The sequence below is a fragment of the Algoriphagus lutimaris genome (assembly GCF_017051705.1).
In the GTDB taxonomy this organism is placed as follows: domain Bacteria; phylum Bacteroidota; class Bacteroidia; order Cytophagales; family Cyclobacteriaceae; genus Algoriphagus; species Algoriphagus lutimaris.
The window spans coordinates 2,302,716-2,319,137 of the sequence record NZ_JAFIDJ010000001.1 but is presented as its reverse complement, the minus strand read 5'-3'; the positions used below and the strand labels follow the sequence as shown (position 1 = coordinate 2,319,137).

Below are 16,422 nucleotides of genomic sequence, written 5' to 3'. Positions count from 1 at the left end.
TTTGTAAAATAATTTAAATAAAAAAAGTGCCTCATAGGATGTTTGAGGCACTTTTTTTAAGACTTTCTATCTGTTAGATCGACTCGCCATGTTGGGAAATATCCAGACCTATTTCCTCATATTCCTCTCGGACACGAAGTGTGATAAATTTATTGAGCACATAGAAAATCAAATAGCCCATTCCAAAGGAGAAAATACATACTCCAATTAAAACTACCATGTGAGAAGCAAACACTCCGATTCCGCCATGGAGTAAGCTGGAACCTTCTTTTCCAGCAAAAATGGCAGTGAGAATCATTCCCATAATTCCTCCAATCCCATGGCAGGCGAAGACATCCAAAGTGTCATCAATTTTCTTTAGGAATTTTGCATTCATAGCAAGATTTGAAACGATTGCACCTACTGCTCCGAAGAAGAAGCTTTCTGGTACAGTGATGTAACCTGCAGCAGGGGTAATGACGACCAAGCCTACCACAGCACCGATACAAGCCTGTAATGCTGAAATCTTCCTTCCCTGAATTCTGTCAAATAAAACCCAGGTCATCATCGCAGTTGCGGAACTAATGGTCGTCGTTGCAAATGCAATGGCTGCAGTTCCATTCGCTCCAAAGGAGGAACCTGCATTGAAACCAAACCATCCAAACCAAAGCATTCCAGTTCCAAGCAAAACATAAGTGATGTTGGAAGGTTCATGACTGGGTTTGTTTCTTTTACCTAAGAATAATGCTCCAGCCAAAGATGCCATCCCTGCGCTGATATGCACGACAGTACCTCCGGCAAAATCCAACACGCCAAAATAGGAGCCGATGAGTCCATTTGGATGCCAAACCATATGACAAAGTGGAGCATATACGAAGATACAGAAGATACCTATAAAGAAAAGATACCCAATAAATCTTACTCGTTCCGCAAAAGATCCTGTGATAATTGCCGGGGTTATCACAGCAAACTTCATTTGAAACAAAGCAAAAAGGATAAAAGGAATGGTGCTCCCTAACGCTTTATGAGGTAATTCGGCTACTTGATCAAAGAATAAATATTGGAAAGGGTTTCCAATGATTCCATAGGTGTCCCCTCCAATAGTAATGCCGATTGGATCCCCAAAAGCAAGGCTAAATCCTACGACCACCCAGAGCATCGTCACGACTCCTAGAGAAATAAAGCTTTGAAGCATGGTAGAAATCAGGTTTTTCTTACCTACCATTCCCCCATAAAATAAGGAGAGACCCGGGGTCATCAATAGTACCAGACAGGAGGCCGTCAAAAGCCAGGCGATGTCTGCAAATATTAAGTCCTCTGCTGTTCCGAAATTTTCTAATACCGGGCCGGCATGCTTCCAAAATAAACCCAGTACCGGTGCTGCAATTGTAATCAAGAAGGCAAGTTTCCACTTGAACTTCATACCTGTTTTATTCATGGATCAAAAATAATGGTTTTAATTTTTTATTCTGAATAAATTGATGAATACAGAATTAAAAACCATTATTTATCGAATAAACGCTATAAAGTAATGCGAATAAATGTTTTGTAATGCGTTTATAATTAAGGAGTTATCGAAGATTTCAGTCCTAGATGACTAAGAGTTAAATTTTTTTGTGGGCCGAGACGAAATTCTTTTTATGGATTTTAGTAAAGGATTTCATAAGTAAAAACTCATTTATTGAACCAGTAATTTTGAAGTCAGGAACTCCAAATTGGATGAGATTTTTAGAACATATATTCCTTTTTTCATGCCTCTACCTGCATGGGATTTTCTCAGAGGGGAGGGCTTTTTTATGGGGTTACCAATCTTGCTACTATGATCCCTGATTGGGATTTATTCTCCGCCAAGTAGTCGCTAAGGGGTTTTTCAGATATCTCCACTTCTTTGTTTTTGGAGCTGGCATGAAGCAAATGGATTCTACCATTTTTCTCAATAGCAAAACCGGTGTGGACAATGTCCAGGTTAGGCATGGAAGTCGTGATGGCGATCAGATCCCCTGATTGGATATTCTTCTCTAAGCTGCTGATATCGGTTTTTGGAATAAAATAATACCCCCTTTTCTGAATCATGCCTTCCGTGATTTTGATTTCATCCAAGTTTTTAGAATCACTTAACTGAGGATAAAATTGAGGATTTTCAGACATAAAGGTGGGCTGATTAGGATATGGGACACCTCCCACTTTCTCTGTCACGTCGGCAATAATTCCCTTTTGCTGGTTGTCAAAAATCCAATCCGAAAAATAGTGAAGGCGAGAAGGATAGCCTTGGTTTTTGCCTTCCCGGTAGCGGAGCACTTCCAGGTTTTGCTCGAATGCTTCAAAGGTGAATTCGTTGCTTTCTGCCAATCTGGTTAGAGTAACCACTGTCTCCAAAAAGGTGGTGCAATCCACTCCCATCAGGTTGATGACCAATTGTTCAGACCCAGGTACTTCCAGAGTTTTTTCTACATAAGGAGTTTCCAGAAACCATTGCCCAATCATGGTATTCAGTTCATTTGGACTCTTCCCAGAGAGGTTGCTATCGGCAAGCTTCTCCAGAAACAATTCCAGTTTTTCCCTGCTCTCCAATGAGCAAACAGTTTGGGCTTGAGTGAAAAGGGAGATACAACAAATGGCAAGGGTTAGAAAAAACTTCAAAATAGTATTTATTAAAATTCATTGAAATCTACTTCATTTTTCAATAAATGGGAAACTAAATAGCTTGCTTTACTCAAGGGAAGTAGTAAAAAAGGAGTTAATAAATGAAAGTACTTCTGTATTTTTTTGCTGCCGGAGTAAATCGAAATATTTTGCGCTGTATTCAGCAAATCCCTATGAGAACGATTTTAATCAAAGCATCTTTTGTCATCTTTTTATTTTTTGCCTTTCAATTTTTCAGTACTGCTCAAACCCAATATTATGTTGCTACAGATGGGAAGGATAGCAATCCTGGGACAGAAGCATTGCCTTTTGCCAGTATTTTGCATGCTAAGGAACAGGTCAAAAAGTTAAAAGCGGAAAACCCAGAGGAGGGAGTTTCCTTATTGATTAATGGTGGAACTTATTACCTGGAAGAACCTTTGGTTTTTGATGTCAGTGAATCCGGTTCGGAGGAATTTCCCTATATGATTCAAGCAAAAAAAGGGGAGAAAGTGATCATTAGTGGAGGGAGATCGCTGGACTTAACATGGAAAAGCCAAGACTCTTTGTGGGTGGCCAAAGTTCCCAAAGGATTGGATTTTTCTTCCCTTTATATCAATGGGAAAAAGCAGATTCGCGCTCGTTATCCCAATTATCAGACAGAAACCCTTCCTTTCCATGGGTATGCGGAAGATGCCTTGTCCAAAGAACGGATTGCAAGTTGGAAAGACCCAAAAGGTGGATATATCCATGCGCTGCATCAAGGAAGATGGGGAGGGATGCATTATGAAATAATCAGAAAGGTCGGGAAGGATAGCCTGATTTATGAAGGAGGCTGGCAGAATAACCGGGAAAGTGGATTGCATCCCAAATTTCGATTTGTAGAGAATATTTTCGAGGAATTGGACAATCCCAAAGAATGGTATTTGGATCGAGAAAAGGGCTTGTTGTATTATTTTCCAGAGGAGGGACAAACGATTAAAGACATCGAACTCGTAGAAGTTGGAGTCCTAGAAAACTTGATTTCTTTCAAAGGAAATGTAGATAATCCTGTTTATCATATCCAGATAAAGGATATTCTATTTACCCAAACTGCTCCTACATTCATGAAGACCGAAGAACCATTGATGCGGAGTGATTGGACCATTTACAGAAATGGCGCAATACTGCTCGATGGGACAGAAAACATTCACCTTGAAAACAATACTTTTCAGGATTTAGGTGGGAACGCGGTTTTTGTAAGCAACTATAACCGAAAAGCCTCCATCCGAGGGAATTTGATCGAAGAAATAGGAGGGAGTGCAATCAGCTTTGTAGGGAGTCCAAATGCGGTTCGTTCACCTTCTTTTAACTACCATGAATTTGTTCCAGAAGAAGAAATGGATACCATTCCAGGTCCTAAAACGGAGGAATATCCTGCTAATTCACTAGTGGCTGATAACCTGATCCGGAACATCGGATTGATTGAAAAACAGGTGGCCGGTTTACAGATTCAGATGGCGATGGATTTGAATATCATTCACAACACCATTTACAATGTTCCCCGGGCGGGGATTAATATTGGAGATGGTGCTTGGGGAGGGCATATCATTGAATTTAATGATGTATTCAACACCGTGATGGAGACTGGGGATCATGGGGCCTTTAATTCTTGGGGAAGAGAACGCTTTTGGCATCCTAATAGGGGAACTATGAATGAGCTTGTTGAGAGACATCCGGATTGGATTAAGTTGGATGCCATCAAAACCACCATAATACGAAATAACCGATTCCATTGTGATCATGGTTGGGATATTGATCTGGACGATGGGTCCAGCAATTATGAGATTTATAATAACCTGTGCTTAAGTGGCGGGATAAAACTTCGGGAAGGGTTTTATAGAACCGTATATAATAATATCACCTTGAATAATGGTTTCCATCCCCATGTTTGGTTTGAAAATAGCCATGATGTGTTTGCCAGAAATATCGTGATGACTTCGCATAAGCAGATCGGGGTAACCTTTTGGGGAGATAAGGTGGATGAGAATTTTTTCACCTCGGAAATGGATTTGATGAAAAGCAGGGAATTCGGAGTGGAGCAAAGCGCGGAGTATGGAGACCTTGGTTTTATAAATCCGAAGGAGGGAGATTTTAGGATAGAAGAAAGATCTCCTGTCCTAGTGTCAATTGGCTTTGAGAATTTTCCAATGGATCAGTTTGGAGTAGCCTCTAAGAAGCTTCAGGATTTGGCTGATTCACCAAAAATACCGGATTTGTTTATAGAGCGCTTAGATGGAATAGTTGAAATTGAAGAGTGGCGAGGATTTAAGGTCAAGAATATGGAGACCTTGGGCGAACAATCGGCTGCAGGGGTCAATGAAATTTCGGGAGTGCTGGTTTTGGGAGTTTCCAAAGAAGAAGATCAAAATGTGTTTCAAGTGGGAGATGTGATTCTGGAGTGCTGGGGAGAGCCAGTGGACAAGGTGTTAACACTTAGAAAACTGGAGAAAGGGAATCTTTGGAAAGGAAGAATAGAACTTAAAGTTTGGAGGAATCAGGCTTTGGTTGAGGTAGTTTTTTAAAGTGTCAGATTTTAATATTTAAAAACTGACACTTACGTATCAGGATTTACTCCCCCTATTGTCGGAAGCTGCAGTTAAAGGAGAATTAAAGTAATAAAATGTATCTTTAAAAGGGAATCAATCAAAAATGGAAATGGCTATTGTTTTTGGGATTGTTACTTTAATAATGTTGTGGTATAATTTATTTATAAGCAACTCCATTGTGAACTACCTTAACAATAATGGACACCCAGTTAGTCTGTTTAGAAAAGGATTTTTTGTGAAAGGTAAGATTTTCAAATACCTACCTCTATACAAAGAAATATCTATTAAGAATGAGGGAAAGGTGGGTAGACTGTATCATTTATTTTATTATTCCCTTTTTGGTGTTTTCTTTTTCCTCCTACTTGGGCTTTTGAGTGTATCAAAATGATTATTCGCTTAATTCTTATATGGATTTGAGGATGGGATTGATTTGACTTCTCCTCCACGATGAAGGAAGTTTTGTCTCGTCCTGATATCCATCAAGGACAAGGTCCTATTAACCCAAGAAAAGCCTGAAATGCCTTAAAACAAAAAACCTGACACTTTCGAATCAGGTTTTGCTCCTCCTGTCAACGATAGTTGCAACCGAAGTTCAATTCCTCTAAAGTTAAAGGAAGTATTATCCTCAATTTGAAATGGTTAAATAATTTAAAATCAGGGGAGTTTCTACCATCCTTGATTTTGGTATAATTTTGCACTTATTAAGAAGGTGTTTAAAAATTCTTTATTATCTTCAAACGGGCTCAGCTTTGATAATTGCGCAGGTTGCAATTAAGTTCTTCAAATACACTCCAGACTGAAAATCCGAAAGGAATTTCATAGCAGGTTAAAACAAGCAATTCTTTTAGGTTTTATTGAATGTATTTTGTCAGTTAATTTTTTTCGGAAAGATTATTGAGGCCTGAGAGTTTCAATAATTTGGGCATCAACCCAATAGTTGGTCGTTACCCAATATTTTTTTCCATCCTCTCCTTCTTTTTCTTCAGATCTCCCAAAAAGTAAATATTTTCCATCAGGTGTTAATCGAGCACCATTTTCTACCAGTTCTGAATTTATCTGATCGCCCATATTAATGGCCTGACCCCAAGAACCATCATGTTGTCGAAAACTGATATAATTATCAGACAATCCGTATCCTTCAGCTCGCTCGCTGCCCCATATTAAGAAGGATTCATCAGGTGCGATGAATGGATGAGCAGTCCATTTTCCTGTATTAATTTGATCATTAAGTAACTTGGGTTCTTCCCGCTTACCGTTTATAATCCGTGACATTCTGATTACATCATTGCTTTTATAGTCATCAAAAACAAGAGTACCTTTAGCAGATACCGACATGACCATAATCCCCCAGTCTTCTCTTTCAAACATGGGACCTAAGCTTTTCATTTTTGACCAACCAGAATCAGTGCGTTCAATGTAGTTCCATCTTGAATATAAGATATTACTATCGCCAGGATTATGTTTAAAGTTGTATTTATTGACCCTGTAATAGCTTCCTTCATTTCGGTAAACAATTACAGGATCCTCAAAAGGGTTGTTTCCAGTGTAAGTGAAATAAAACTCATTCATGTCCAACTGGTCTGGATTTCCCAATTTCCAATCTTCAGTAGTTTGATTTTTAGGAACAAAAACTTCGGGGATTAAACCTGGTGGTTTATATCCAAAGTATAGGTTTTTTTCAGTAGAGGAATCAGCCTGACTACCTTCTGAGGTCTCAGTTTTGCAAGCGTATGTGAATAGTACAATTGCTATTAATAGGGTATAAGGAATACTGTTTTTCAATTTGAGTAGTTTTTATTTCACAAAGCTTCTTTATAGTGTATGGGATTTAGGTTTAAATCTCAAATTCCTTTGGTTTAGTACGGATGTTTAATTTTTTTCTTTTCAACGGCAATGCTTCAATACCCTTTTGGGAGTAGTCAAATTTTCTTTACGATTGTGTATTGTTTGACCCAAAACCCTAAATTCTATCCATAGAATTGGGAAGTCGATATGATTTTTAGTCCGCACGGTCAAGGAGCTTCCTCTCTTTACCATTGCGAATAAGATGAGGAAAAGGTATCCACATAATCGAATGCGGATACCTATTACATGGATTAAATCATTGCGGCTTTATTTTCTCACAATGGTGGTTGTGGGCGCATAAACTCCGAAAGTCAATACATGGATCAATCCATCCACAAATGTGTGCTTTATTGTTACCTCATAATCCTTTGCTCCATGAGCCATTTTCACAGGGTCAGATACTTTTAAAGCGGCCAATCCCTCAATCAGGTAATGGTTTTTTTCCTTGTACTCGATTCCGGTTTGGGAGCCTTCTCCTACAGTTACCGTATAGGTGTGGCATGAACTTAAGAGAAGAGAAGTGGCTAGAACCAGGGCGAAAGTTGAAATGATTTTTCTCATTTTTTTTGTGTTTAAGTAATTAATAGTTGGTTTTGTAATTCTTTAAGATTCTGAAATACCTTTAAATTCGCAGGAAAGACTTTTCTGCTGCTTTTTCTGGAAATGGATCATTTTTGGTTAGAAACGATCCCTAGTTCAGAGTTGATTTTTCTTTGACTTTCTGAAAAATCAAAGTGTGTGTATTTTCTTAGGGGAGCATTTGTTTATTAAAATATCCCGTCCTATCGAAATCTCTAATATTCATAGAGATAATGGAGACTTCAGGAAATAGTTGATTTAGACCAGTTACAATATTTTTAGAAAGAGTATTTTTTTGAACCTGGTTTCGACCTTCCATGATATTTCCAAATACATGGATGAATTCTATTGGAGAAAATGTTCCATAGAAGTTTCGATAGGGTCTTATTCTGACTTTAATTTCTTCCGGCTTGAAAAGGTTGGAAGATATAGCAGCTTCATAAACCTTTTTCATGATTTTTTCTGAGGAGTGCTTATCTAAAAGCACATCTGAGCACTCAATAATAAAATGCGGCATAATTTATTTTTTTTGACAGATCAGTATTTATTGTTTTACTCCTTTAAAAATCAGATATATACATAGAGATAATTCTGTAATCACGGCTGTTGCCAATACCAGAATATCACTGTAATTAGCATATTTTGGCAAAAGGATATTGGTGAAGGAATCAATCAAATAGGAAAATCCCGCAACCAATACCATGGCTCCAAGAAGTCGTGAAAACCAGCCGGATTTGTACATCATGTACCCCAAAGTCACACAGCTCATCCCAAAAGGAATCGCGCTTAGTAAATAGCCTAGGCGATGGGATTCAATCAGATAGCCTATTTGTCGGGCTACAAATAGGGATTCATCAACATCAGAAAATAACTGGAGTAGGGTTGGGATTTGTAATAGATGGATCAGGTTGATTCCAATAATTGCCGCCTGCAACAGTCTTAAAAAAGAAGCTAAATAGGATAATCTTGGAAAGTTCTCCCGAAATAAGATGAAGAAGAACCAGGCTAAACCGATATCAGCCAATACCATTACCATGTCTAGGGAGACTCCAAGTCGAAGTAGGTTCAGGTTTTCTTGGATGTTTTCCATCGTCTGCTGGATATCTTCTGGCAGGAATAAAACTTCCCGAAATCCCAGTTCACTGGAAAGTCCGCAAACAATCACTAGTAAATAAAGTAAGCCTGTCAGCCCCAGAATCAGGTTTCGGTCGCTTTGAACTATGAGATTTTTCATTTTATCCTAATTTTCCACAAACCTAAGGCGGAAAAAAAGGCTGAAAATTGATCTGGGTTAAGAATTTAAAACGTCAAGAAATCAGAGAAAAATGAATTCTTAACCTAAGTCAATGTCAAAGGAAATTGGGTATCTTAAATTTGAATTGAAATAATGATCAAAAGGTCAAGTCAGCGAAAGTTTATGAAAAAACTCATTTTCATCGTTACCTTATATATAAGTGCTATTGGGATTTCCTATGCACAGTTGAGTCCAGAAAAGGAAGCGCTACTAGATTCTATATTTCAGGAGTGGAATCAGCCGGGAATGCCTGGAGGGTCAGTGGGTGTTATGGAGGATGGGGAAATGATTTATTCTAAAGCTTTTGGTCTTGCAAGTTTGGATTTTGGAGTTCCAAATACCCCAAGTACCTTATTTAATATCGCCTCCGTATCAAAACAGTTCACGGCTATGGCAATCGTGCGAATGGCAGAAAAGGGACTTCTTTCCTTGGATGATGAGGTCAATGAATACCTGCCTGAAATTCCTGATTTTAGGCAACCGATTAATTTTCGACATTTAATCTATCACACCAGTGGTTTGAGAAGTGTTCATGATTTGTTGGGTTTGGCAGGATGGAGAGGGGATGATGTCCGATCCAATGAAGATGTATTCCGATTTGTGACCTTGCAAAAGGATCTGAATTATCCGGTTGGAGAACGATATGGATATTGCAATACAGGCTATGTGCTGATGGCTATGGTCGTAGAGCGACTTTCTGGGAAGTCATTTGCTGAATGGATGGCAAGCGAGGTTTTTGAACCTCTTGGGTTGGAGCATACCTATGTCGAGGATAATTATACCCGCATAGTTCCTGGCAATGCGTCTTCCTATTACCACAGTCACGATAGAATTTTTGAAAGAGCATTGGATTATTGGAACTATACCGGTGCAGGAAATATCCATTCTTCCTCGGAAGATTTACTCATTTGGGCAAAAAACCTTTATAAACCCAAACCTGGCTGGGAAAATGCATTTGAGCAGATGAAGGAAATTGGTCTTTATTCCAATGGTCAGGCTGGCAATTATGCTTTCGGTTTAATTGTAGATCAATTTGGTGGACAGAGAAGAATCCATCATTCTGGATCAATCGGTGGTTTTCGAGCTCAGATTGCTACTTTTCCAGACTTGAAACTGAGCATTTCGATCCTTTCCAACTTCAGTTCTTCCAATTTAGGACAGAAACTCAATGGAATTTCTGAAATTATTTTGAATAAGCCTGTAACCTCCATCAGCCCGATCTCATCTGATAAAGCAGAGGTAAAAAATATTGAACCTATTCAAGCAAATCTTCTTGAAGGGAGTTACTGGGATACTTATGATAAGCAGGTTATCCAAATCCTCGAAAAGGAACAGAAGCTCATTGCAAAGATTGGGACTTTGGAACGTATACTTCTGCATTTGGGGAACGGAGAATTTTCTGTTTTAGAGTCAGACGGGCGAAAATTGAGCTTTGAGGTTCAGAATGGAGTAGTAAGCAGCGCCAAATTGCTTTCAAAGGAAGGCATTGTAAATATCTGGGTTCCACTTGGAGAAAATTCCTTTTCGGCATCAGACCTGATGGATTTGGAAGGGGAGTATTACAGTGTGGAATTACAGGCTTCTTATTGGTTCAAAATTAATGAAGAGAATTTAATGGTCTACCATCCACGACATGGTGAAATTCCTTTGGAAAGAATGACCGCTAATGCGTTTCGTGGGGCTTGGCCAGTGTTTTCCGTTGAATTTGTCCTTAATCCAGAAGGAAAAGCAGCAGAAGTAATGCTGTCGAATGGGCGGGTTAAAAACTTGAAGCTTTCACGCCTTAACTAATTTCCTAACAACATATCAAATCAAAAATAAAATGAAATTATTCATGCTGGGGATTCTATGGCCTTTTCTGAATGGGGTTCCTGTTAATCAATATGCGGATACACTGTTGGTTAATCATGTAAATGTGATTAGTATGACCTCCAAAGAGATATTGAAAGACCAACAAGTATTAATTGCAAATGGGAAAATTCTGAGTATTCAAGCTGCATCCAATAATCCGAAATCGGATTTATACCAAGTAGTGGATGCTCAGGGAAAATTTATGATACCAGGATTTCACGAGATGCACTTTCATTGGAGAAATCCTCAAGGAGGGATCGAACGAGATCTAAATCTTTTACTAGCCAATGGGGTGACCACAGTCCGGAATATGGCAGAATATGACTGGCAGGATCAGGTGGGTATCCGAGAGAAAATTAATTCGGGTGAAATTCTGGGGCCCAGATATTTCACAACAGGGCCTTACTTGAATTCCTCCATGCTGCAAAGTGAGGAGGAAGCGAGAGAAATGGTCCAAAGCAATGTGGAAAAGGGATATGATTTCCTGAAAATCGCTGACAATCTTCCGGAAAATATCTACCAAGGTCTTTTGGAGGAAGCCGAAAAAGAAGGGCTTTCAGTCATCGGGCATGCACAAAGAGCAATGGGTTTAGATTATTCCCTAAGAATGAAGTCCATCGAACATGTGGAGGAATTTGTATATCTCTTTGGGGAAACACAACGAAATGACGAGAATTTTATGACCTCAGTGGTAGAGGAAATTAAAACCAGTGGGATTACCATAGTACCTACATTAAAGGTATTCGAACGGATTATCCATTATCTCAATGATTCTGAATTCAAGAAGTTAGGAGAAGCGGATTATGCAAAATACATGCTTTCGGGTGATCGTAATTATTGGCTTTCGGATGAAAATCCGTATCGAAAAGACTTGAAGGGGAAGGTGCTTTACGGTAAAGATGCCGAATTATTATTAAGCGAATGGCTAGAGTGGATGAAGGGTTTTACACTCCAACTTTCTGATGCAGGTGTACCGCTTATGATTGGTTCCGACACCTTTGGCTTAGTGGTTCCAGGCTTTTCGGTTCATGAAGAAATGGAGCTATTACAAGACTTGGGGATGGAACCAATTGAGATTTTGAAAGCTGCCACGGTAAGTCCAGCCCGATACTTAGGAACTCAGGCTCTTGAAGGGACAATTTCTCCTGGAAAAAATGCTAACCTCGTCCTTCTGAATTCCAATCCCTTGGAAGATATCCGAGCTACTCAGGAAATATCAGCAGTTATCTTAAATGGGAGACTTTTTGATCGGGCCGCTTTGGATTCCCTATTGGGAGATGTGTTGGAAATCAATGCTTTATCAGATTTGAATAAAAACTAAACCAAAAATAAAAATGCACACATTTAGAAAATTCTGTTTAGCCTTTTTGACTATTTGGACTTGTTCTTTACTACTAAACGAATCCCTTCAAGCACAATCCTTGGAAACAAAAATTGACAGTCTTTTGAAAGAGATGTTTGAATCGGAAGGACCGGGAGCGGTTTTTATGGTAGCAAAAGATGGTAATCCTGTATACCGAAAAGCCTTTGGTATGTCCAATTTGGAATTGGATGTAGCAATGGTTCCTGAAAATGTTTTTCAGATCGGGTCCATGACCAAGCAGTTTACTGCAGTAGGTATATTGATTCTGGAAGAAGAAGGAAAGCTCAGCATAGAGGATGATGTGAGAAAGTACATCCCTGATTTTCCTGTCCAGGGGGAAAAGTTGACCATTCAACATTTATTGAATCATACATCTGGAATCAAGGATTTCACAAAAATGAGATCTATTATGTCGATTGCCAGAACTGATCAAAGTCCGAAGGAGATGGTTGATTTTTTCAAGGATGAACCTGTGGATTTTCTTCCGGGGGAAAAATTTGAATACAATAATTCAGGTTATGTGGTTTTGGGCTATGTGATGGAGCTAGTTTCAGGTATGAGCTATGAGGATTTTATAGAGCAGCGAATTTTTCAAATATTGGGAATGAGGAATTCCCGCTATGCTTCCGATCGGGAATTGGTGAAAATGCGTGCCTATGGTTATCACGATCGGAATGGATATACTAATAAAATGTGGGTGAGCCTGACCATTCCCTATGCCTCTGGTTCGTTGATGTCTACCGTTGATGATCTGTTGATTTGGCAAAATGCCTTGAATACGGATGTGCTTCTAAAGCAAGAAACCCTTCAAAAGGCTTTTGCTCCGGGCACTTTATCTAATGGGGAGATCTTGACTTATGGGTATGGCTGGCACCTCAAAGATTTCGAAGGAGTTCCGGTCAGAGAACATGGGGGTAGCGTCTTTGGATTTAAATCTATGGGAGTTTATCTGCCAGATCAGGATATTTATGTAGTAGGCTTGAGTAATTGCGATTGTAACTCTCCTACGGTGATCACCCGGGAAATTGCCAAACTGGCTTTAGACGAATTTTAATAAAATCCCTGCAAAGTGAATTATTCACTAGAAACATGTGATCCCTCTTTCTTTCCAATTTTGGTAGAGATTTGGGAGGATTCAGTAAGGAAAACCCATGGTTTTCTCTCAGAAGAGGATATTGCATACTTCAAACCCTTGATCTTAGACACTTATTTTTATGCGGTGGATTTAGGGTTGTTCGTGATTCAAAAGGTCAAATCTTAGGCTTTTTAGGAGTGGCTGAAGGAAATTTGGAGATGTTGTTTTTACATTCGGATGCTTTTGGCAAAGGACTGGGAAGACTTTGCCTAGAATATGCTATTAATGAAATGGGAGTAGAGAAATTAGACGTCAATGAGCTGAACGAGCAGGCTTTGGGATTTTATTTGCACTGTGGGTTTAAGGTAATCGGGCGTTCTGAATTGGATCCACAGGCAAACCTTTTCCTATTTTGCATTTGGCACTAGAGTCCTGATTTAATTCTTTTAGTGTAGAAATCCACTTCTTAACCAAGGTCAATTTTTGGGAGAGAAGTGGGTTTTACTTTTGAAGTGTAAATCAAAAGTGTTTGAAAATGAAAGCATTTACCTTCAAAAGATATGGGGAACCGACTGTGTTGAGTCCCGATACGCTGGAAAAACCTGAGCCAAAAGCCAATGAGCTTTTGGTGAAAATCCACGCCACTTCCGTCACGGCAGGAGATTGGAGAATCCGCAGTGGAAAACCGCTTCCGATCCGCTTTTTTGCGGGACTGTTTAAACCTAAAAATCCTCTTTTAGGTCACGAATTCTCAGGAATTGTAGAGGAAGTTGGGAATGAAGTAACTGAGTTCAAAGTTGGAGATAAAATTTTTGGCAGTTTAGGGATGAGCTCTGGAACCTACGCCGAATATGTAGCTGTGGATAGGGATATGCCTGTGGCAAAAATCCCGAAGGGGTTAAGTTTTGAAGAAGCTGCAGTAGTACCTGTTGGATTCCTTTCGGCATACCATTTTCTTCAAAAATCAAATCTTAAACCCGGAATGAAAGTACTGATTCATGGAGTGTCTGGATCTGTGGGTTCAGCTATGCTCCAGTTGGCAAAAGTTAAGCAAGCTTATGTGGTGGGTGTGTGCAGTTCAAAAAATGCGATTTGGGTAAAAAAATGGGGGCAGATCAAGTAATTAGCTATGATAAAGAGGATTTTACCAAGGTGTCTGAAAAATTTGACCTGATCATTAATGCGGTGGGCAAGACTTCCTTCAGGGAAATCAAGCATTTATTGAAAAACAATGGTATGTATCTTTCCAATGATGCCTCTTTGTCTGATTATCTGGATCTGATGATTCAAAAATTTCAGGGTAAAAAGGAGCAGATCCTAGTAGGAATAGCAGACCAAAAGAAGTCTGACTTAATAGTGATTCAGTATCTTTTGGAGGCAAAAAAAATTAAACCTTACTTAGATCGAGTTTATTCATTCTATGAAATTCCGGCTGCCCATGCCTATGTAGAAAAGGGTAAAAAAGCTGGCAATGTGGGTATTTTGGTTGCTTAATCAGGTTTTGGTCGCCAATCTTTTCCGAATTCGGCTAAGTGATTCAGGTTTTACTCCAAGGTAAGAAGCTAGAATGTATTGAGGAACTCGATTTAGTAGTTCCGGTTGATTTTCTTGAAGTTCCAGATAGCGTTTCTCTGGTGATTTGATCATGTAATCGGCAAGCATTTGTTGGTTTTTCCCAAATTCCTGCTCTATGGATACCCGACAAACCGATTCAAAAACTGGTACTTTCTTGATCAATTCCTGTTCACTGTCGTAACTCAGAATGGTCAACGTGGTGTCTTCTACACATTCGAGATAATGATTGGCCGGAGTCTTATTCAAATAGCTGGAAAGTGAGGCAATAGGCTGAAACTCCTCATAAAAGTGAATGGTCTTTTCCTCTCCTTCTATCAAGTAATACAAGCGGACCAGACCTTTGAGATTGAAATAGGATTCTCTGGCCACCTGGCCTTCTTTTAAAAGAATGGTTCCTTTTTTGAAGGTTTTAATGGGGATCAACTCATCAATCAATTGAGCTTCTTCATCAGTTAAAGGAATATCAAAAAGGGCTGAACTTCTCGTGACCATTGCCGAAAATAACCATTTTCAAAGATATGGGAAGGTTAAACTTTGATTTTATACAAATGGGGTTCGATTAGAACCTTATTCCATCACACAATAAATAGTACATGAAATGAAAATAGCTTTAACCATCGCTTTTTTGCTGAATTTGGGGTTTTTGGATATGAAACCCCAAAAACAAACTGAAAGCAATGAAAGATCTCAACAGGAAGAATTGCTAAATCAGTATTATCAGCTCAATCTGAAAATTTTCAGTAAAGAATCTGATATAAAGGATGTTGATAGATTATTCCAATTGTTTTCTGAAGACTTCACCTATGTTCATCAGGAATATGGCGGAGTGTATACCAGAGAAGATTTGTACAATGGATATCGCCGAAATTTGGAATCAGGAGGATACGATGGGAAAATTTATGATATCCATGTGTTTTCGGTTATATCAGGAAAAAATGCTCTTGCTGTCAGTAAGAAATTTATATCTAAAACCAACCCAAATCCTCACAAGGAAGATGGTGAAATGGCAGTATTTGAATTTAAGGATGAAAAGATTTTTAGGATCACGGAATTTTGGTAGAGAGTGGATTACCATTCCATTTTCTTTTTCATTCGGCTGAAAAACTCTGGAGTGACTCCCAAATAAGAGGCAATCAGTTTCTGAGGAATACGGGTTTCGTACTTTCTGAATTTATCATGGAATGCACGGTATCGTTCTTCGGCAGATTGACTGATGGTTTCCAAAATTCGCTCTTGAAAGGCCACAAAAGCACGCTGAGTGATGACCCTGAAAAATCGTTCCAATTGAGGGATTTGACCATATAGTTCTTCTAGGTCCTCGAAGGATAGTTCCAAAACAGTGCTCTCTTCCAAGGCCTGAACATTGAGAATGGCTTCTTTCTGGGTGATAAAACTCTTCAAATCACTAATCCACCAACCTTCAAAGGCAAATTGGATGATATGATCCAGCCCTTTGGTATCGGTAAAATAAGCCATTACAGACCCTTCAATGACGAAATTGGTCACTTTACTTTTGCCGCCTGCAAAAACCAAAAACTGACCTTTTTTGAAGTTGCGGGTGCTGAGTTTGGATAGGATCAATGCCTTTTCAGACTCAGAGAGTGAGATATATTTCTCCAGACTTTGCCATAGGAGTTCAGGATTCATCTTG

At 39.1% G+C, this 16,422-nt stretch carries 17 protein-coding genes; 9 read left to right on the top strand and 8 right to left on the bottom strand.

Features of this window, described 5'->3' with window-relative positions:
• Nucleotides 1-73: 73 nt before the first annotated feature.
• A complete protein-coding gene (locus tag JYB62_RS09540; protein WP_243431493.1) occupies nt 74-1,417 on the bottom strand; it encodes an ammonium transporter in 1,344 nt (447 codons plus the stop codon).
• A 356-nt stretch (nt 1,418-1,773) separates the two neighbouring features.
• The gene (locus JYB62_RS09535; protein WP_243431492.1) at nt 1,774-2,619 is read right to left on the bottom strand and encodes an N-acetylmuramoyl-L-alanine amidase-like domain-containing protein; all 846 of its coding nucleotides are present in this window, start codon (nt 2,617-2,619) and stop codon (nt 1,774-1,776) included.
• Nucleotides 2,620-2,795: 176 nt separating this feature from the next.
• Here JYB62_RS09535 and JYB62_RS09530 point away from each other — a divergent pair, with 176 nt between their 5' ends.
• Nucleotides 2,796-5,165, top strand: coding sequence for a peptide-binding protein (locus JYB62_RS09530; RefSeq protein WP_205645152.1), 2,370 nt, complete (start codon nt 2,796-2,798; stop codon nt 5,163-5,165).
• A 915-nt stretch (nt 5,166-6,080) separates the two neighbouring features.
• Here JYB62_RS09530 and JYB62_RS09525 read toward each other — a convergent pair.
• The 4 genes from JYB62_RS09525 to JYB62_RS09510 all read right to left on the bottom strand — a co-directional run bounded on the left by JYB62_RS09525 (nt 6,081) and on the right by JYB62_RS09510 (nt 8,847).
• A complete protein-coding gene (locus tag JYB62_RS09525; protein WP_205645151.1) occupies nt 6,081-6,971 on the bottom strand; it encodes a hypothetical protein in 891 nt (296 codons plus the stop codon).
• A gap of 330 nt (nt 6,972-7,301) precedes the next feature.
• Complete coding sequence (locus JYB62_RS09520) at nt 7,302-7,595, bottom strand: Bor family protein (RefSeq protein ID WP_205645150.1); 294 nt, start codon at nt 7,593-7,595, stop codon at nt 7,302-7,304.
• Between the two features lie 187 nt (nt 7,596-7,782).
• Complete coding sequence (locus tag JYB62_RS09515; protein WP_205645149.1) at nt 7,783-8,130, bottom strand: 5-carboxymethyl-2-hydroxymuconate Delta-isomerase; 348 nt, start codon at nt 8,128-8,130, stop codon at nt 7,783-7,785.
• 27 nt (nt 8,131-8,157) lie between these two features.
• Entirely contained in the window at nt 8,158-8,847 is a 690-nt protein-coding gene (locus JYB62_RS09510; protein ID WP_205645148.1) for a DUF4386 domain-containing protein, read from the bottom strand.
• Between the two features lie 183 nt (nt 8,848-9,030).
• Between JYB62_RS09510 and JYB62_RS09505 the strand changes: the two genes are divergently transcribed.
• From JYB62_RS09505 to JYB62_RS09480, 7 genes are all read left to right on the top strand, one after another.
• The gene (locus JYB62_RS09505) at nt 9,031-10,698 is read left to right on the top strand and encodes a serine hydrolase domain-containing protein (RefSeq protein WP_205645147.1); all 1,668 of its coding nucleotides are present in this window, start codon (nt 9,031-9,033) and stop codon (nt 10,696-10,698) included.
• Between the two features lie 31 nt (nt 10,699-10,729).
• Nucleotides 10,730-12,079, top strand: a complete 1,350-nt coding sequence (locus tag JYB62_RS09500; protein WP_205645146.1) for an amidohydrolase family protein — start codon at nt 10,730-10,732, stop codon at nt 12,077-12,079.
• Nucleotides 12,080-12,092: 13 nt separating this feature from the next.
• Nucleotides 12,093-13,175 (top strand): serine hydrolase domain-containing protein, encoded by a 1,083-nt coding sequence (locus JYB62_RS09495; RefSeq protein WP_205645145.1) that lies wholly within the window; start codon nt 12,093-12,095, stop codon nt 13,173-13,175.
• A 15-nt stretch (nt 13,176-13,190) separates the two neighbouring features.
• Entirely contained in the window at nt 13,191-13,382 is a 192-nt protein-coding gene (locus JYB62_RS20055) for a hypothetical protein (RefSeq protein WP_317194650.1), read from the top strand.
• Between the two features lie 11 nt (nt 13,383-13,393).
• On the top strand, nt 13,394-13,624 hold the full coding sequence (locus tag JYB62_RS20050) for a GNAT family N-acetyltransferase (RefSeq protein WP_317194649.1): 231 nt from the start codon (nt 13,394-13,396) through the stop codon (nt 13,622-13,624).
• 107 nt (nt 13,625-13,731) lie between these two features.
• Nucleotides 13,732-14,319 carry an NADP-dependent oxidoreductase gene (locus JYB62_RS09485; RefSeq protein WP_205645144.1) on the top strand — a complete coding sequence of 196 codons (588 nt, stop codon included), beginning with the start codon at nt 13,732-13,734 and terminating at the stop codon, nt 14,317-14,319.
• Nucleotides 14,301-14,690, top strand: coding sequence for a zinc-binding dehydrogenase (locus JYB62_RS09480; protein ID WP_205645143.1), 390 nt, complete (start codon nt 14,301-14,303; stop codon nt 14,688-14,690). The genes JYB62_RS09485 and JYB62_RS09480 overlap by 19 nt, the downstream gene beginning before the upstream one ends.
• On the opposite strand, the gene JYB62_RS09475 is transcribed toward JYB62_RS09480, so the two are convergent.
• Complete coding sequence (locus JYB62_RS09475; protein ID WP_205645142.1) at nt 14,691-15,263, bottom strand: Crp/Fnr family transcriptional regulator; 573 nt, start codon at nt 15,261-15,263, stop codon at nt 14,691-14,693.
• A gap of 106 nt (nt 15,264-15,369) precedes the next feature.
• Here JYB62_RS09475 and JYB62_RS09470 point away from each other — a divergent pair, with 106 nt between their 5' ends.
• On the top strand, nt 15,370-15,831 hold the full coding sequence (locus tag JYB62_RS09470; protein WP_205645141.1) for a nuclear transport factor 2-like protein: 462 nt from the start codon (nt 15,370-15,372) through the stop codon (nt 15,829-15,831).
• A gap of 8 nt (nt 15,832-15,839) precedes the next feature.
• On the opposite strand, the gene JYB62_RS09465 is transcribed toward JYB62_RS09470, so the two are convergent.
• Nucleotides 15,840-16,418, bottom strand: coding sequence for a Crp/Fnr family transcriptional regulator (locus JYB62_RS09465; protein ID WP_205645140.1), 579 nt, complete (start codon nt 16,416-16,418; stop codon nt 15,840-15,842).
• Between the last annotated feature and the right edge of the window lie 4 nt (nt 16,419-16,422).